Origin of the sequence: Aliiroseovarius sp. YM-037, from assembly GCF_048060095.1 — a bacterium.
Lineage (GTDB): Bacteria > Pseudomonadota > Alphaproteobacteria > Rhodobacterales > Rhodobacteraceae > JBLUOA01.
Window position 1 is genome coordinate 1,803,823 of sequence record NZ_JBLUOA010000001.1, and the last position, 17,276, is coordinate 1,821,098.

Consider the following 17,276-nt stretch of genomic DNA (forward strand, 5'->3'; position numbering starts at 1 on the left):
GTTAAGCTCAACTTAACCAGCGTAAATCTCGGGCGATTCAACTATGGGTTGTTTATTGTTGAGCCGTGCCTCTGGTCAAGAGCGCGAGGTAAAATCCATCGCCCCCATCAAGCGGCGTCAGGCGGTAATCCGTTTGAAGCCCCCACCCCGGCGCCCGCTCAAGAAACGAATCAATCTGCCCGCGGTTTTCATCGTGGAGCAATGAGCATGTCGCGTAGGCGAGCGTGCCGTCGGGCACAACATGCTCCGCCGCCTGATCCAGTATGCTGGCTTGCGTGGTGGTCAATTCCGCCAACCGCGCCTCTGACAAAGCCCACTTCGCTTCGGGTGACCGCCGCCAAGCGCCGCTGCCGGAACACGGGGCATCGCAGAACACGACGTCGAAGGGGGATTTCGCTGTCAGATCGTCGGTGGCGGCCAACGCGATCCGCGCCCCCGCCCGCTTTGCCCGATCGGGGATGTCGGACATCCTGTGGAAATCGATGTCGTGGGCGATCACCTCACCCGCCCCACGCGTCGCGAAGGCCAGCGCTTTACCGCCCCCGCCTGCGCAGTAGTCGAGGATGCGGGTGCGCCCATCCAATGGCACATGGTCCGCAACGAATTGCGACGCGGCGTCTTGAAGCGCCACGAGCCCATTTTGAAACGGCGCGGAGTTCTTGATACGGCGTTGATTGGACGTCGCCTCCAGCGCTTTATCCGACAGCGGGTGTGGTCGGGTTTCGATCCCTTCGGCCAGCAACGTCGATTGAACATCATCCCGTGACGCCTTGCGCGTGTTGACGCGTAGAAAGACGGGCGCCCTATCCTTCATCAGCCGCATCACCGGGGCAAAATCGTCGTTCAATGAGGCTTTGAGGCGCGGCAGTAACCAAGCGGGGCAGTCGAGCGCCACAGCCTCCGGCATTTCACTATCGGGCAACGCCTGCTCCTCCGCCGTCAGGGCAGTCGGCGCGTGGCCTTCGCCAGTGAACACGGCCGTGGGGTCTTGCCCTTCCGCACGTAGTTGCCCGATCATCAGGCCGCGCCCGGTTTCGCCACCCCCGAGCGCTGCGAATGACAGGCGATTGCGAAGCGCACCAAAGACATGGTCGCGAATAGCAGCGCGGTCGCCGGAACCTGCGAAGCGACTGCGCCGCGCCCAGTTCGTCAGCGCCTTTTCAGCGGGCGAGCCGGCGAGGTAGGCGTCAAGAACCTCAATCGCTACGGCTACTCTCGCGGCCGGAGTCATTGCGTTGCGTCCAAGGTCATGCGGGGGTCAAACGCACCGGCTTACATCCCCCGATAGTTGGGGCTTTCGCGGGTGATCTGCACGTCATGCACATGGCTTTCCTTCAATCCGGCGCCGGTGATTTTCACAAAACTACAGTTCTTCCGCATCGCATCCACAGTCGCGCATCCGGTGTAACCCATCGCCGCCCGAAGGCCACCCACAAGCTGATGGATCACGGCGCTGGACGGCCCTTTATACGGCACCTGCCCTTCGATCCCTTCGGGCACCAGTTTATCACTGGCGGCATCCTTCTGGAAATACCGATCGGCAGAGCCGCGGGCCATTGCGCCAAGGCTACCCATCCCGCGATAGCCTTTGAAGCTGCGACCTTGGTAGAGGATGACTTCGCCAGGCGATTCATCCGTTCCGGCGATCATTGAGCCGACCATCGCGCAGGACGCTCCGGCGGCAATCGCCTTGGCGAAATCGCCAGAGAACTTGATACCGCCATCGGCAATCACCGGGGTGCCGGACTCTTCAGCCCCTTTCGCGCAATCCATAATCGCAGTTAGCTGCGGCACACCGACGCCCGCCACCATTCGGGTTGTGCAGATCGAACCGGGGCCGATCCCGACCTTCACCGCATCCGCACCTGCACCAATCAATGCGCGGGTCGCTTCGGCTGTGGCAACATTGCCAGCGACAATCTGAACTTGGTTGGAAAGGGACTTCGCCCGCTCAACAGCTGCGGCAACCCCTTCGGAATGCCCGTGCGCCGTGTCGATGACAACCATATCAACGCCCGCATCAACCAGCGCCTGCGTTCGTTCGAACCCCGCGTCACCAACGGTCGACGCCGCCGCAACCCGCAGGCGGCCGAGTTCGTCCTTACACGCGGTCGGGTTCAGCACCGCCTGTTCAATATCCCGCAGCGTCAGCAGCCCGGTCAGCTTTCCGTTCGCATCCGTCACCAGCAGCTTTTCGATCCGGCGCGCCCGCATGAGGCTTTTCGCCTCTTCCCGGTCGGCAGGTTCCTGCAATACGGCAAGATTATCCGACGACATCATCACACTCACAGGGGTCGCGTCATCGGAGGCAAAGCGCATGTCGCGGTTGGTCACGATACCAACGACGCGGCCCTGATCGTCGACAACCGGAAACCCGGTGACGCGATACCGTTCCTGCAACGCTTTCGCATCGGCGAGCGTTTGTTCGGGCCGCAGAGTGATCGGATTGAAAACAACCCCGCTTTCAAACCGTTTCACCCGGCGCACTTCTTGCGCCTGCGCTTCGATATCAAGGTTGCGGTGGATCACCCCAATGCCACCCGCTTGCGCCATGCTGATCGCCATGCGCGCCTCTGTCACCGTATCCATGGCAGAGCTGAGCAGCGGAATGTTCATCCGGATCGACTTTGTCACAAAGGTCGAGGTATCGGCCGTTGACGGCAGCACATTGGATGCGGCCGGGACCAGTAGGACATCGTCGAAGGTAAGCGCCTCGCGAATCTCCATGGGGGTTCTCCTTGGATGCTTCGTTTGACGCGTCCCTATTACACGGGTCGGCGGGAAAGAAAAGAGGTAAGGCAAAGCTCGCGGATCGCGCCCGCCGATTGGGCCGCGCGCAACGGGTCGCACGCGGCCACGTTTGGATTATAGCGGCGGGAACTGACCGGGCTGACGCCCGATGCCCATCTCATACCGATAGTTCCGGTAGTCGGTCATCGTGCCGCAACCAGCGGACAGGCTCGCCTGTTCAATCGCCCGGTAGTGGCCGCGTGCGACGGACAATTGTGCGGATTTGTCCACGGTGCTCGGCAAGGCGAGCAGGAAAAGCGGCGAGATCACAACACCTGCCGAAACCGCCGCAGTATCACTGCGGGCTGATATACGCTGTGCGTGCGCGACGTCGGCAACGTATTGCGCGAGGCGGTGACGCTCTGTCGCCAATTCACCGCAGGTTGCACCCTTGTATATTGTGAACAGTTTTAACGAGTCTTCAGGGCTCCAGCGATATTCCCGCATAGGCTGTTTTCGCCTTGCGGGATTGGGCTTTCTTGGCACGGCTATGAAACTAAGGACCGTTGATGCGACGACACGGATCAAGCCATCCGCCATCACACAGAAAGCGACTTACGTAACGTCATCCAGACCTAACGGTAGAGGAGAGACTTTCCGTCCCGGAACAGATGCACTTTATTCGCTGGCGCAGCGAGGGAAACACTCGTCTTACGCAGGCCGGACGCGATGCCCGGTATCTTTGCGATCACCGGCTCTTCGCCATTCTGTGCTTCGAAATAAAGCAGCGTGACCTCGCCCAATGCCTCGGTGATATTCACCCGACCGGTGTAAAGCGGATTGTTCTCGGTCGGCACGAAATCCTCGGGGCGGACGCCGACATTCACCCGTGCGCCTTTGTCGCCCGCTTCGGTCGGCACGTCGGAAATAGCAACGCCGCCACCGTCCAGCTTGACGGTCGTTTGCGCACCTGTCGCGGTGACCTCCCCGGACAGCAGATTCATCGCCGGAGAGCCGATGAACTGCGCCACAAACTCATTCTCCGGCTTTTCATAAAGTTCCAGCGGAGAGCCGACCTGCGCAATACCGCCGCCGGCAAGAACGACGATGCGGCTTGCGAGGGTCATCGCCTCGACCTGGTCGTGGGTGACGTAGATCATGGTTGAATTCGGCATCGCCTCTTTCAACTGGGCGATCTCGATCCGCGTGGCGACTCGCAGGGCGGCGTCGAGGTTCGACAGCGGCTCATCAAACAGATAGACTTTCGGGTCGCGCACGATCGACCGCCCGATTGCAACGCGCTGCCGCTGACCACCCGACAGCGCCTTGGGCAGACGATCAAGATAGTCGGTTAGTTGGAGGATACGCGCGGCGTTTTCGACGGACTTGTCGATCTCAGCCTTTGGCATTTTCGCGATTTTCAGGGCGAACGCCATGTTGTCGCGCACCGTCATATGCGGATAAAGCGCGTAGCTTTGGAAAACCATAGCAATGCCGCGTTGCGCCGGTGGAACGTCGTTCATCACGGCGCCGTCAATCTCAAGCGTGCCACCGCTGATTTTTTCAAGCCCGGCGATCATTCGCAGCAACGTTGACTTGCCGCAGCCCGAAGGACCAACAAAAACAATGAGTTCCCCGGTCTTGATATCAAGGTCGATATTCGCAAGAACATCCACTTCACCGTAGGATTTTGCGACGTCCGTAAGTTTTAGATCCGCCATCGTCTTCTCCCTAGTCCTGTTCTTTCTGCAGCAGCGAGAACTGCCACGGTCCGAGCTTCAGTTGCCGGTGCTCGGGCGCCACTGTTCCAAGATTGGTTTCCACCGCGCCCCAGTTTCCGTTCGGCAGATCAACGCTATTCGCGTCCTCGCCCATGTTGAAAACGCAAAACACCGATCCGGTTTTGCCCTGCCGCGTGAAGCGCAGCACATCGCCGTCGCGCATCAAATCGGCCATTTTGCCCGTTGCCAGAACCGGATAGGCCTTTCGCAAAGCAATCGCGGCACGGTAACTATGCAGCAGCGCGTTCGGGTCCTCTTCCTGCGCCGCGACCGACCGTGGCAGATGTTCCGAATAGACCGGCAACCACGGCTTGCCCTCGCTAAACCCGGCGTTACGATTTCCGCTGTCCCACACCATCGGCGTGCGGCAGCCATCCCGCCCCTTGAATTCGGGCCAGAAGCGGATGCCATAAGGATCTTGCAGGTCTTCGAACGCAAGGTCCGCCTCGTGCAGTCCAAGCTCCTCCCCCTGATAGATGCAGGCAGAGCCGCGCAGGCACATCAGAAGCACGATCAGGGCGCGTTCGGCATCCTCGGTCAGATCCCAGCGGCTCGCGTGGCGCATAACGTCGTGATTGGAAAAGGCCCAGCACGGCCAGCCATCGGGCGCGACCTCATCGACTTTCCGCATGACGTCGACCACGCGACCGGCGGTTAGTTGGTCCTTTGCCAGAAACTCGAACGCATAGCACATCTGCATAAGGTCATCGCCAGCGGTATATTGGCCCATGATTTCCAACCCGCGTTGGGCATCGCCGACTTCGCCAACGGCAGCCGCGTTATAGGGCGCCATAACCGCGCGAAGTTTCCGAAGAAAATCAATGTTCTCTGGCCTGTTCTTCGAGTAGATGTGGTTCTGGTGATTATAGGGGTTCACCGCCGGGGCGATCGCCTCATTCCGCTCCTCCGGCGGCAGGGCGGGATTGTTCCGCAACTGCTGGTCATGGACGTAGAAGTTGATCGTATCGAGGCGGAAGCCATCTACCCCGCGCTCTAACCAGAACCGGGCAACGTCGAGCAGCGCCTCTTGCACTTCAGGCTCATGGAAATTGAGGTCGGGCTGCGACGGCAGGAAATTGTGCAAATAGTATTGGCATCGCCGCGTATCCCACGCCCAAGCCGATCCGCCAAAGACCGAAAGCCAGTTGTTCGGGGGTGTGCCATCTGGCTTTGCATCCGCCCAGACATACCAGTTGTGCCTTTTGTTATCAGTGCTTTGCTGGCTCTCCTTGAACCAGGGATGTTCGTCCGAGGTATGGCTTAACACAAGGTCGATCATCACCCGCAGGCCCAGATCATGCGCCCGCGCGACGATTGCGTCGAAATCACCGATCGTGCCGAACATCGGATCGACATCGCGATAGTCGCTGACGTCGTAGCCAAAGTCCTTCATCGGAGAGGTGAAGAACGGCGAAATCCAGATCGCATCGACGCCGAGCGATTGAATATGCGGTAAACGCTCCACGATCCCGCGCAGATCGCCCGTCCCGCCCCCGGTGCTGTCCTGAAATGACCGAGGATAGATTTGGTAGATGACCGCGCCACGCCACCAGTCAGCATCGCCGCCGGCGAGTTGCGTATTTGAAAAGTCAGTCTGCATGTTCATTCGCGGTCTATCCACCTTTGACCGATCCGGCGAGCAAGCCGCGGACCAGGTATTTCTGCATTGCAAAGAAGACGATCAGCGGCACCGCAATCGACACGAAGGCCGATGCGGCAAGGATTTCCCAATCGCCGCCACGAGAGCCGAGAAGTTCCCGAAGCCGTCCGGTCATCACCAGCTGATCCTCGTTATTCCCAAGGAACACGGTCGCGACCAGCAGGTCGTTCCAGACCCACAGGAACTGGAAGATCGCGAACGACGCCAGGGCCGGGAAGCTGAGGGGCAGGATGATCTTCAGGAATATCTGGAAGTCGGTCGCGCCATCGACCTTCGCGCTTTCGATAATCTCGCGCGGAAGGCCGGCGATATAGTTTCGCAAGAGGTAGACGGCAAGCGGCAAGCCAAACCCCGTATGCGCGAGCCATATCCCGAGATAGGCCTTTCCGATGCCGATCGAGTTGTGCAGCTTGAGCAGCGGGATCAGCGCCATCTGGAGCGGCACGACGAGCAATCCGACTATAAGCGCGATAATCAGCGCCCTGCCCGGAAACTCCATCCAGGCGAGCGCATAAGCCGCGAAGGCCGCCACGAGGATCGGTATGACGGTTGCCGGGATCGTCACCGTCATCGTGTTGATGAAACTCTTGCCGATACCTTCCGAAAACAGCACGGTTTTGTAGTTTTCGAGCGTGAAGATCGGCGGCGTGACTGAGGTGACGAACAATCGGATGCCACGGGCACCTTCAAACGGCTCAGCAGACGTCACGCGATAGGTGCCATCCTCGGACACGGTAATCTCCGCCCCGCGGCGCTCTGCGGTTTCGCCCGGTGCGTATTCTGTCGGGGCGCGAGAACTGACGCCAAACGCCTTCACGTCGCCAGATCCGTCTTCGAACACGTTGCCGGCCAGAACCCAGACGCCGTTCTCTTCAACGGCTTCATCCGGTGCGGCGGTCCTTGCAACGATGTTCTGTTCGGAGGCCGACAGCGCCGTCCACCAACCGGATGTCGTGATCTGATCCCGGTCGCGGAACGATGATATGAGCAAGCCGATTGTCGGCACCGTCCAAAGCAGGACCAGCACGAAAACGGCTATGTTAACGGCCCATGTCAACCGGGCCTGAGTGCCTGCAATGTTATCCATTACGACATCTCCTTACGCGCGTTGCGGATGTTCCAAACCATGATCGGCGTCACCAGAAGCATGATGACAAGCGCGACGGTCGAGGCCCGCCCCGTGTCATTGCCCCGGAACATCCAGTCAAACATCAGGTTGGCGAGCACCTGGCTGCCCCATTGGCCATTCGTCATGGCAAGCACGATGTCAAAGACCTTGAGGACGAGGATCGTGATTGTTGTCCAGACGACCGCGATGGTGCCCCAGATTTGCGGCACCTTGATCTTGGCAAAGATTTGCAGCGGCGATGCCCCGTCGAGGATTGCGGCCTCAATGGTTTCTTCGGGGATGCCGCGCAGCGCGGCAGACAGAATTACCATCGCGAAACCCGTCTGAATCCAGACAAGGATCAGCATCAGGAAGAAGGAATTCCAGAACGGCACCGTGATCCACGCCTCAGGCTCCCCGCCCATCGCGACGACGATGGCGTTCAGCAGGCCGATCTGGTCTTGATCCGCGCCGCGGAAGTCGTAGACGAATTTCCAGATCACCGACGCACCGATAAAGCTGATCGCCATCGGCATGAAGATGAGGGATTTGGCAAGGTTGCCCCACTTGATCCGGTCGGTCAGGGCAGCAGCAATAAGCCCGAACAATGTCGATAAGGTCGGTACAACAACAAGCCAGAGCAAGTTGTTGCGCATGGATTCAAGGAACTTACCGTCTTGGATCAGCCATTCATAGTTGGCCGTTCCGACGAAATCATCGCCATTTGCATCGTAAAGGCTAAGCCAGATAGAGTTGATAACCGGGTAGACGAGGTAAACGCCCAGAACGAATAGCGCCGGAAACAGAAACAGCCACGGTCGGATCGCGTTGGCCTTGTTGATGTTTGCGCCAGCCTGCGGGCCTTTCGCCGGATAGATCGAATCCAGCGCTAGGTTTGAAAGAAAGAAATAGGCAACGCAGCCAAAGACACCGGCCACCATTGTAAAAAACGCCCAGAAGAGCTGTTCCATCGCGCGGTCCTCCCGATGAGTGTCCCGACACCTTTCAGTGCCGGGGTAGTCGCTTAGCGGATATTACTTGATCGAGTCCCAGGTTTCCTGAACCTCGGTCGCAACCGCTTCGGCGTCTTTGCCGCCAGCGTAGTCGACCATGGCGGTCCAGAATGCACCCGTGCCAATCGGCCCCGGCATCAGGTCCGACCCGTCAAACCGGAACGTATCCGCGCCAAGAAGGATGTCGCCCATCTTTTTCAGCGTGGGATCGGCATAAAGGTCCGTATTCACGCCGCGATGCGGGGTGAGGAAACCTTTCTGCGCCATCCAGACTTCGTGCGCGATCGGTGTCCGCAGGAATTCGATGAAGGCTTGTGCTGCCGGGCTGTCGTTGGTGATCGCCCAGAGCGTGCCCGCACCAAGAACAGGCGTGCCGAGGTCTTTTTCCTCGTAAGCAGGGAAGTAGAAGAAATCTACGTCCAGCCCGACTTCGGTTCCCTCAGGGAAGAAGGCTGGGATAAAGCTCGCTTGACGGTGCATGTAGCAATCCGGTGGCGAGGCAAACAAGCCAGCGGGGCTGTCTCGGAAATCGGTCGAGGCAACGGTGCCGGCACCCCCCGCAACGTAATCATCGTTCCGCGCAAACGCGCCGAATTCTTCAATCGCCGCAACGACGCGTTCGTCGTTAAACGGAATCTCATTGCTAACCCACTGATCATAAACTGCCGGTTCCTGCGTGCGCAGCATCAGGTCTTCGACCCAATCGGTTGCTGGCCAACCCGTCGCACCACCGGACCCCAGTCCGATGCACCACGGCGTTTCGCCATCCGCAACGATCTGATCGGTGAGCGCTTTCAGCTCTTCCATCGTTTCTGGCACTTCGTAGCCCGCATCCTCAAAGTTTTCAGGAACGAACCAGACCAGCGATTTCACATCGACCTTGTAGAAGAAGCCGTAAAGATCCTCTTCGCCATCGGCGCCCGTGAAGGTGCCAAGATCAACCCAAGATTGACCAGCGGCATAATTGTCGCGAATCCAGTCGGCGGTGCCATCCGAAAGCGGCGCAAGAAGCCCGCGTGACGCCATATCAGAGGCCAGGCCGGGCTGCGGGAAGACTGCCACGTTCGGCGGGCTACCTGCTTCGGCGTCGATCACGATCTGCTGTTCAAAGCTGTCTGAGCCGGAGTATTCAACCTCTGCCCCGGTTGCCGCCTCGAAGTAGGCGATCATGTTTTCAACGGTCTCTTTGTCCGGGCCAAGCCACGGGCCGAAAACGCTGATGGTCTGGCCGCTCAGGTCGGTTTGCTGTAATTCTTCGTAGCTTTCCCAGTTGAAGTCGCCCTCACCCGGCGCGAACATCAAATGGCCGTCAGCCGTCGCCATACCCGCGCTAAGCGCGAGGGTTGCAACGCCGGAGAAAATTGCGGATTTCATGATTATCCTCCCAGATAAAGCTCAATGAGCATAAACGCTTTGGCGAATCATTTCCAAAGCGCTTTGAATGCCTAAAGGCTCACCTCATTTTGACCCAGTGTCAACTTTTTTGGGAAAAATTGGCGAAACCCGCCGATTATCACCCACCGCCAGAATGATTCTTTTGACCGGCATTAATCACGGCGCTAACGTATCTTAACATCTTCAAAGCGCTTTGAGGCATCCGCGATGAACCTGAAGCAACTATCGGACGTTCTTGGCCTTTCACAAACCACCGTCAGTAGGGCACTGAACGGCTATCCCGAGGTGAAAGAGGAAACCCGCCGTCGTGTCACCGAAGCGGCAGAGCGTCACAACTACCGCCCGAACACCCGCGCCCGCAGTCTGGCCACCGGTCGCGCGCGAGCCATCGGGCATGTCATTCCCGTGGTCAGCAAGCACGAGATGGTGAACCCGATCTTTTCGGACTTCATCGCAGGCGCCGGAGAAACCTATTCAGCAAGCGGATACGACATGGTGCTATCCATCGTTCGCGACGAGGATGAAGAACGCGCCTATCGCGATATGAAATCGAAAGGGTCGGTTGACGGCATCGTCCTTCACGGCCCACGGGTCAACGACCCCCGGATCGAAATGCTGCTGGATATCGGGCTTCCTTTCGTTTCGCACGGGCGCGCGTCGGGGGTTCAACTTGAATATGCGTGGCTTGACGTAAACAACCGTAGGGCGTTTCAACGAGCGACGGAGTTCCTGCTTGATCTGGGGCATCGGCAAATTGGTCTGATCAACGGTTTCGAAGACATGGACTTCGCAGCGCGGCGGCGACAGGGATATGAGGTCGCGCTTGCCGAGCGGGATCTAACACCCTCCCCTCACCTGATGTCGTCGGCCGAGATGACCGAAGGCAACGGGTTCCGCGCCGCGCAAACGATGCTGACGGGCGATAATCCAGCAACCGCATTCCTCGTGTCGTCCTTCATCGGAGCACTCGGCGTGCGCCGCGCAATCGAAGACGCGGGCTTGCAAATGGGGCGCGATGTATCGGTCATCACCCATGACGACGCGCTGTCCTATCTGCGAAATGGTGAGGATGTTCCGATCTATACTGCGACGCGGTCCTCGGTCCGCGACGCCGGGGCGCGGCTCGCCGAAATGCTGATCCGCCAGATTGAAAACCCCGGCGCCCCACCCGAACACGTGCTGCTTGAGGCTGAGTTGATGCTTGGCCTGTCAACAGGGCCAGTGAAGGGTTAGACCATGCTGTCACGCTCAGACTTTCCCGAGGGGTTCACCTTTGGCGCCGCGACCTCAAGTTATCAGATTGAAGGACACAAATTCGGAGGTGCAGGCCCGACCCACTGGGACAGTTTCGCAGCCACCCCCGGCAATGTCATTCTTGCCGAAAACGGCGATCTGGCCTGCGACCACTACCACCGCTACGGGGAGGATCTGGACCTCGTCGCCAACGGTGGGTTTGACGCCTATCGATTTTCGACAAGCTGGGCGCGGGTGCTGCCCGAAGGGCGCGGCACGCCCAACGACAAGGGGCTAGATTACTACGACCGTCTGGTCGATGCGATGCTGGAACGCGGGCTAAAGCCGTTTGCAACGCTTTATCACTGGGAACTGCCGCAACCCCTTGCCGACCTTGGCGGTTGGCGCAATCGGGATATCGCGGGGTGGTTTGCCGATTTCACCGAAATCATTATGGGCCGTATCGGCGACCGCCTCCATTCCGCGGCCCCTATCAATGAGCCGTGGTGCGTCGCGTGGCTGTCCCACTTCATGGGCTATCATGCGCCGGGGCTGCGTGACATCCGGGCAGCGTCGCGGGCGATGCACCACGTTCTGCTAGCGCATGGACACGCTATTGAGGCCATGCGCGGTTTGGGTATGAGCAACCTCGGCGCGGTCTGCAATATGGAATACGCCATGCCCGCCGACGATAGTGAAGCCGCGAAAGCCGCCGCGATGCGTTACGACGGCATATACAATCGTTTCTTCCTGTCCGGTCTGTTTGGCAAAGAATACCCCGCCGATGTGCTTGAGGGGATTGAACCGCACCTGCCAGCCGGGTGGCAGGATGATTTTGACACCATCGCGGCCCCTCTCGACTGGTGCGGGATCAACTACTACACCCGCAAGCTGATTGCCCCCGACGATGGCCCCTGGCCCGCGCTGAAAGAGGTGGACGGGCCGCTGCCCAAGACCCAAATGGGCTGGGAAATCTACCCGGAGGGCCTTGCGCAATTCATCGAACGAACCCATCGCGACTACACCAAAGGGCTGCCGCTTTACATCACCGAAAACGGCATGGCGCGGGCGGATGTTCTGGAGAACGGCGCAATCGACGACCCCGAGCGGACCGCGTTCTTGGCCGACCATCTTGACGTTGTTCAAAAGGCAATCGCAGACGGCGCGCCGGTGCGTGGGTATTTCGTCTGGTCGCTACTCGACAATTACGAATGGACGCTTGGATACGAAAAGCGCTTTGGCCTCGTCCATGTGGATTTTGAAAGCTTGCAGCGAACCCCAAAAAACTCGTATCACACGCTGAAGATAGCGCTAACTCGTTAAGGACAAGCAGATGGCATCCGCAGTTTCGCCCCCCACTCTGCTTGTTGCAGATATTGGCGGCACAAATACCCGCATCGCGCTGACCCGAGGCGCGGACTTGCGCACCGACAGCGTCAAGCGGTTCAGAAACGCGGATTTCGACTCTCTGGGGTCGGTCTTGCTGCAATATCTCGACCAGCAATCCGAAGACCGCTGCGACGGCGTTTGTGTCGCGGTCGCCGGCCCGGTCCGAGGCGGCGTCGGAGCATTAACCAACCTGAGCTGGTCGATCGACGCGCCAACATTGTCCAAGGCTGCGGGGACCGACAACGTCGCGATCCTGAATGACCTACAGGCGCAGGGTTACGCCCTAGGGCGCGTCAATCCGGAAAACCTGACCTCGGTCCTGCCGGGAAAGCCAGCCGCGCCTAACGCATCGCAATTGGTGATCGGCGTTGGCACCGGTTTCAACGCCGCTGTCGTGCATGAAACGGGCGCGGGGCGTGCTGTGATCCCGTCGGAATGTGGGCATATGTCCCTGCCCGTTCACAGCGACGATCAAATCCGCATGAGCCGCCATATTGAAGCGCGTCATCACGGCTTTACCGCGGTCGAAGATGTGCTGTCCGGGCGCGGTCTGGAACGGGTCTGTTCCTGGATCGCGCTTGAGGATGGGGAAGAGGATGTCCGCAAAGCGGCCGACATCATGGCCGACGCGGCGAAACGGGAAGCGCGGGCGCTGGCGACGGTGCGCCATGTCTGCACCCTCCTGGGGACGGTCGCCGGGGATTTGGCGCTGGTGCATCTGCCGTTCGGCGGCATCCATCTGGTCGGCGGCGTCGCAAGGGCGCTGGCCCCCTACCTTGCCTCCGAAGGGTTCAGTGACGCATTCCACGACAAGGGCCGATTTGCGGAATTCATGGCCGGGTTCCCGGTCGATATAGTCTTTGATGACTATGCCGCGCTGACCGGGTGCGCCGCGCATCTTCTTAAAAACCAGACCACTTAGTCGGCGGTATCTTCATCACTCATCGTTTCAATCAGACGCGTTTCAAGCAGTTGCCCGCCCCGATATAGGATCGGATAGGCAACGGCGGCAATCTGGCTGTTGAAGTCCTTGAAGGATCGCAACGCCTCAAGGTGAATGTCGCTCGATTCAAAGCTGTCGGCGGTTCCCTCGCTCAGCCGCCGCAAATGCCGTTTTCGACTGGACCGTTCCAGCCGGGTCATCTCGGTCTTTTCCTCAAGCAGCAGGCGGGCGCTTTCCAGATCGTCTGAAAGCAGGACGTTCGAGGCGAGTGTCAGGTTCGCGCAAATCCGTTCGTGAATCCCCACAAGCTCCTGAAACCCGGCCTGAGAGAACCGGACCCCGTGGCGCGCTTTTTCTTCCGCCAAGGGAAGCAGTCGCTTCGCGACGATATCCCCGGCGGTCTCAAGTGCGATGGCGTATTCGACCAGATCGCGGGCACGCTTGTTTTCGGATTTCGTCATCTCATCGCTTGGCAGGTCGGCGACATAGCGGCGGATACCGTCAAGGGCCGTGTTCACGACCTCATCCTGCGCAACCAATGCCTTGATCCGCGCCTTGTCACTGTTTGAAAACATCCCCATCGCGGGTTCAAACATCGCCTCGACAACCTGCGCCATGCGCAACACTTCGCGCTTGAGGTTGCTCAGCGCGAGGGCCGGCGTGGCCGGCGGTGCGTCGGTCAAAACGCTGCGGTGGATGCGCTGCTCCTCCCCCTCCGCCACCGGTTCGGCGGGTAAAAAACCCGCCATCGGCGCTTCGAGGTATCGACAGAATGGCAGCGCAAGAAGTAACGCCGCGTTAAACAGGATGTGGATATTGATGAGAGTTTGCGACGCGGTCGGATCGCCAAAGTACGGAAGGACCGATGTGCGATTTATGGCCAATAAGGCGATGATCGCACCGCTTCCGCGCAGCAGCAGATTGGCAAACGGAACCCTTCGCGCGACGGGCGACATACCCCGGCTAAGCCAAATCGGGATCAGCGCGCTGCCCATGTTGGCCCCCAACACCAGCGACACCCCCGCCGTCACCGGAATGGCCCCAATCGCGACAAGCGTGACGCACATCAGGATCACCGCAACGCTTGAGTGCATCAGAAACGCCAGCGCCGCCCCGACAAGGAACGCGGTAATGAAATCTCGTTCAAGATACCCGGCAATCGCGGGCAAAAACGCGCTATCGCGGATTGGGTCCATCGTTTCGCGCAGGAACCGCAGGGAGATGAGGATAAACGCGATGCCAAGGACGATCCGCCCTGCCTGCTTCAGAGCGCGGCGGTCGGACTTAATGAACAACCCAGCTCCGACGGCAAGCAACAGCGGCACCAACCAATCAAGCCGGAAGGACAGCACCTGAATCAGCAAAGCAGACCCCAGATCGGCACCAAGCACCACCGACAGCCCCGCGCCAAACGCCAGCACCCCCGTTGACACGAACCCTGTCACAAGCAACGCAACCGCCGCCGACGATTGCAATACAATCGCCATGACAACGCCCGTCACGGCAGAGCTTACCGGATTGCTGGCCGTCGTGACCGTCCGCTTGAATGACGCGCCGAAAGCCCGCTCAATCCCTGTCCGAACCATGCGAACGGCGTAAAGCAACAGCATCGTCGCCCCAGCAAGCTGAACAAGGAAGGATACGACAACCATCTGTCAGCGGGTCCAGTGGGGTTGACTATCGGTTGTTTTCAACCTGTTCTGCATCACCAATTTCAGAGCTTTCACCTTATCGCGTTTCATTTTCTCATTGATATTAGCTACATAAGGGTAAATCTTCACCCAAACGCTTACCTTACCCCGAAATTCTTGCGGTTCGTTGCCAAAACAGTTCAAGACGCCACTCCGATCAGAACGATCCCACAGGCAACGATGGTCGCCGCCAACAGCCGATTGCGCTTTGGTCCCTCTCCAAACCACATCACTCCGATCATGGCTGCGAAAATGACAGAGGTTTCGCGCAACGCCGACACGATCCCCAGCGGCGCGAGGGTTTTGGCATAGAGCACGAGGCCGTAGGCCGCCCCGGAAACGACACCACCGAAGAACCCGAGCCAGATCGTGCGGGTCGGCATCGCCCTAAGGCGATCCCAACGGGTTGAAAAGATGAAGATTGCGACGATAAGCTCTGCGGTGAACAGCCAGCCGATATAGCCGATGGCTGACCCGGACAGGCGGACGCCGACACCGTCGACAATCGAATAGGACGCGACGATAATCGCGGTCCCGAATGCTGCGGCCAACCCCATAACGTGAACGCCACTGTTAAACACGCCCCGCGTCAGCACCATGATCCCGCCAGACACGCAAAGGATGCCCGCCCACGCGAGGCCCGGCAGCCGCTCTCCCACCCAGACCTGCGCGCCAAGCGCGATAAGCACCGGCGCAAGGCCGCGCGCGATCGGGTAGACAATGGAAAGGTCGCCCGTCCGATAGGCGACATTCAACAGCACGTAGTATCCCCAGTGAATGATTGTTGAGGCAATGATGTAGGGCGCAGACGCGAAATCCGGCGCAGGTGCCAGCGCGATCAGCGCGATCCCTGGCACCACATGACCAAGCGCGATCAAGCCCAGAACCAAGGTCTTGTCACCCGCCCCTTTCACCACCGCATTCCAAAACGCATGAAGGAACGCCGCAAACAACACGATAGACGCGGTCAGCGCTGTCATCCCGTCTCTGCCCAGATTGCGGTTTCGACAATCGACAGGGCATGGGCGAGGTCATCGCGTTCAATCGTCAGCGGCGGTGACAGGGTCAGAACGCAACCCTGACTGATCTTGAAACTCAACCCCGCGGAAAGGCAAGCGTAGTAAATCCGTTCCGCCATTTCGTTGCCCGGAGTCTTGTCTTCGCGACTTTGCACGATCTCGACTCCGAACATCAGCCCGCGGCCCCGGATATCCCCGACAATCGCGCAATCGCCAAGGGCGTTCTGCAGGCGCTCCATCGCATAAGCGCCAAGATCCGCCGCGCGATCAACCAGACCCTCATCCTCGATAATCTCAATCGTTGTCAGGGCGGCGCGGGCGGTTACAGGGTTTTTCTCGTGCGTGTAGTGGCCGATGGCAAAGTCGCCGTAGACGTCCAGATCACGCCGCGCGATGCAGGCGGCGATAGGCAATATGCCACCGCCAAGCGCTTTGCCGAGTGTTACGATATCGGGCACGACCTCATCATGCTCAAACGCGAACATCCGGCCAGTTTTACCAAGCCCCGTCGGAATCTCGTCCATGATCAGCAGGGCACCGTGGCGGTTGCACGCCTCTCGCACCGCTTTCCAGAAGCCGGGGGGCGGAACGTATGGCACCGCCCGCATCGGTTCGGCAATTACGGCGGCGACGTCGCCTTCCCGCTCCAAAACGTAATCGACCATCTGTGCGCAGGCCAAACCGCAGACATCTGGCCCCGCGTGATTGTAGGGGCATCGATAGCAAGCGAACGGCGCGACGTGTTCGGTGCCGGGCATCAACGGCCCTGCTATGTGAGAACGAAAGGTTGCCTCGCCCCCAACGCTGGCCGCGCCGAAACCGGCACCGTGGAACGCATCCCAAAAACTGACCGTCTTGAACCGCCCGGTCGCGGCCCGTGCGATTTTTAGTGCGACTTCGTTCGCGTCGGACCCACCCGTCGCAAACAAAACCTTGCCAAGATCACCCGGAGAGATCGCCGCCAGCTTCTCCGCAAGCTCCACCGCTGGTTCGTTCGTAAAGCGGCGCGGGGCGAATGGCAGATCGTCAAGCTGCGCCTTGATCGCTTCGATCAGCCGAGGATGGCCATAGCCGATGTGGTGCACGGAATTTCCATGGAAATCCATGTAGCGTCGCCCGTCCAGATCTTCGATCCAAATGCCGTCGGCCTTGGCAATCGTGCTCACGCATGGACTCGACAGGCTTTGATGAAGAAAGGCATCGGCGTCGCGGGCCAATAGCGGCCCTGACATCTCACCGCTGCTTTCGGCCCGCCACCGCTTCCGCTCGTCCGATGTGTTGGATTCGCCCTCCGTATGGGTTAGGCCAGCCATT

General features: G+C 59.5%; 14 protein-coding genes. 3 read left to right on the top strand and 11 right to left on the bottom strand.

Annotated elements, in window-relative coordinates; all coding sequences use genetic code 11:
- Positions 1-52: 52 nt before the first annotated feature.
- From ACEWPJ_RS08925 to ACEWPJ_RS08960, 8 genes are all read right to left on the bottom strand, one after another.
- A complete protein-coding gene (locus ACEWPJ_RS08925) occupies positions 53-1,231 on the bottom strand; it encodes an RsmB/NOP family class I SAM-dependent RNA methyltransferase (RefSeq protein WP_416512536.1) in 1,179 nt (392 codons plus the stop codon).
- A 41-nt stretch (positions 1,232-1,272) separates the two neighbouring features.
- Positions 1,273-2,727, bottom strand: a complete 1,455-nt coding sequence (guaB, locus tag ACEWPJ_RS08930; protein ID WP_416512538.1) for an IMP dehydrogenase — start codon at positions 2,725-2,727, stop codon at positions 1,273-1,275.
- Positions 2,728-2,865: 138 nt separating this feature from the next.
- On the bottom strand, positions 2,866-3,162 hold the full coding sequence (locus ACEWPJ_RS08935) for a hypothetical protein (RefSeq protein WP_416512540.1): 297 nt from the start codon (positions 3,160-3,162) through the stop codon (positions 2,866-2,868).
- 203 nt (positions 3,163-3,365) lie between these two features.
- On the bottom strand, positions 3,366-4,451 hold the full coding sequence (locus ACEWPJ_RS08940) for an ABC transporter ATP-binding protein (RefSeq protein WP_416512541.1): 1,086 nt from the start codon (positions 4,449-4,451) through the stop codon (positions 3,366-3,368).
- 10 nt (positions 4,452-4,461) lie between these two features.
- Positions 4,462-6,117 (bottom strand): alpha-amylase family glycosyl hydrolase, encoded by a 1,656-nt coding sequence (locus ACEWPJ_RS08945; protein ID WP_416512543.1) that lies wholly within the window; start codon positions 6,115-6,117, stop codon positions 4,462-4,464.
- Between the two features lie 7 nt (positions 6,118-6,124).
- Positions 6,125-7,258, bottom strand: a complete 1,134-nt coding sequence (locus tag ACEWPJ_RS08950; RefSeq protein ID WP_416512545.1) for a carbohydrate ABC transporter permease — start codon at positions 7,256-7,258, stop codon at positions 6,125-6,127.
- Positions 7,258-8,250, bottom strand: coding sequence for a carbohydrate ABC transporter permease (locus tag ACEWPJ_RS08955; RefSeq protein ID WP_416512546.1), 993 nt, complete (start codon positions 8,248-8,250; stop codon positions 7,258-7,260). Before ACEWPJ_RS08955 ends, ACEWPJ_RS08950 begins: the two co-directional genes overlap by 1 nt.
- A gap of 63 nt (positions 8,251-8,313) precedes the next feature.
- Positions 8,314-9,666, bottom strand: coding sequence for an ABC transporter substrate-binding protein (locus ACEWPJ_RS08960; RefSeq protein ID WP_416512547.1), 1,353 nt, complete (start codon positions 9,664-9,666; stop codon positions 8,314-8,316).
- A gap of 228 nt (positions 9,667-9,894) precedes the next feature.
- On the opposite strand from ACEWPJ_RS08960, the gene ACEWPJ_RS08965 reads away from it, so the two are divergent.
- The 3 genes from ACEWPJ_RS08965 to ACEWPJ_RS08975 are packed head-to-tail and all read left to right on the top strand — an operon-like array spanning position 9,895 to position 13,231.
- Positions 9,895-10,920, top strand: a complete 1,026-nt coding sequence (locus tag ACEWPJ_RS08965; protein ID WP_416512549.1) for a substrate-binding domain-containing protein — start codon at positions 9,895-9,897, stop codon at positions 10,918-10,920.
- A 3-nt stretch (positions 10,921-10,923) separates the two neighbouring features.
- A complete protein-coding gene (locus ACEWPJ_RS08970; RefSeq protein ID WP_416512551.1) occupies positions 10,924-12,243 on the top strand; it encodes a GH1 family beta-glucosidase in 1,320 nt (439 codons plus the stop codon).
- Between the two features lie 10 nt (positions 12,244-12,253).
- Positions 12,254-13,231: a glucokinase gene (locus ACEWPJ_RS08975; RefSeq protein ID WP_416512553.1), complete on the top strand. Its 978-nt coding sequence runs from the start codon at positions 12,254-12,256 to the stop codon at positions 13,229-13,231.
- Here the strand turns inward: ACEWPJ_RS08975 and ACEWPJ_RS08980 are convergent.
- The 3 genes from ACEWPJ_RS08980 to ACEWPJ_RS08990 all read right to left on the bottom strand — a co-directional run bounded on the left by ACEWPJ_RS08980 (position 13,228) and on the right by ACEWPJ_RS08990 (position 17,275).
- The gene (locus ACEWPJ_RS08980; protein WP_416512555.1) at positions 13,228-14,904 is read right to left on the bottom strand and encodes a Na/Pi cotransporter family protein; all 1,677 of its coding nucleotides are present in this window, start codon (positions 14,902-14,904) and stop codon (positions 13,228-13,230) included. The genes ACEWPJ_RS08975 and ACEWPJ_RS08980 overlap by 4 nt on opposite strands.
- 179 nt (positions 14,905-15,083) lie before the next feature.
- Positions 15,084-15,923: an EamA family transporter gene (locus ACEWPJ_RS08985; RefSeq protein WP_416512557.1), complete on the bottom strand. Its 840-nt coding sequence runs from the start codon at positions 15,921-15,923 to the stop codon at positions 15,084-15,086.
- Complete coding sequence (locus ACEWPJ_RS08990) at positions 15,920-17,275, bottom strand: aspartate aminotransferase family protein (RefSeq protein WP_416512559.1); 1,356 nt, start codon at positions 17,273-17,275, stop codon at positions 15,920-15,922. The genes ACEWPJ_RS08985 and ACEWPJ_RS08990 overlap by 4 nt, the downstream gene beginning before the upstream one ends.
- Between the last annotated feature and the right edge of the window lies 1 nt (position 17,276).

Bases quoted from the DNA above. Each gene is read 5' to 3' on its own strand.
- ACEWPJ_RS08925 (WP_416512536.1), bottom strand. From the start codon at position 1,231: ATGACTCCGGCCGCGAGAGTAGCCGTAGCGATTGAGGTTCTTGACGCC.
- guaB (WP_416512538.1), bottom strand. From the start codon at position 2,727: ATGGAGATTCGCGAGGCGCTTACCTTCGACGATGTCCTACTGGTCCCG.
- ACEWPJ_RS08940 (WP_416512541.1), bottom strand. From the start codon at position 4,451: ATGGCGGATCTAAAACTTACGGACGTCGCAAAATCCTACGGTGAAGTG.
- ACEWPJ_RS08945 (WP_416512543.1), bottom strand. From the start codon at position 6,117: ATGAACATGCAGACTGACTTTTCAAATACGCAACTCGCCGGCGGCGAT.
- ACEWPJ_RS08950 (WP_416512545.1), bottom strand. From the start codon at position 7,258: ATGGATAACATTGCAGGCACTCAGGCCCGGTTGACATGGGCCGTTAAC.
- ACEWPJ_RS08955 (WP_416512546.1), bottom strand. From the start codon at position 8,250: ATGGAACAGCTCTTCTGGGCGTTTTTTACAATGGTGGCCGGTGTCTTT.
- ACEWPJ_RS08960 (WP_416512547.1), bottom strand. From the start codon at position 9,666: ATGAAATCCGCAATTTTCTCCGGCGTTGCAACCCTCGCGCTTAGCGCG.
- ACEWPJ_RS08965 (WP_416512549.1), top strand. From the start codon at position 9,895: ATGAACCTGAAGCAACTATCGGACGTTCTTGGCCTTTCACAAACCACC.
- ACEWPJ_RS08970 (WP_416512551.1), top strand. From the start codon at position 10,924: ATGCTGTCACGCTCAGACTTTCCCGAGGGGTTCACCTTTGGCGCCGCG.
- ACEWPJ_RS08975 (WP_416512553.1), top strand. From the start codon at position 12,254: ATGGCATCCGCAGTTTCGCCCCCCACTCTGCTTGTTGCAGATATTGGC.
- ACEWPJ_RS08980 (WP_416512555.1), bottom strand. From the start codon at position 14,904: ATGGTTGTCGTATCCTTCCTTGTTCAGCTTGCTGGGGCGACGATGCTG.
- ACEWPJ_RS08985 (WP_416512557.1), bottom strand. From the start codon at position 15,923: ATGACAGCGCTGACCGCGTCTATCGTGTTGTTTGCGGCGTTCCTTCAT.
- ACEWPJ_RS08990 (WP_416512559.1), bottom strand. From the start codon at position 17,275: ATGGCTGGCCTAACCCATACGGAGGGCGAATCCAACACATCGGACGAG.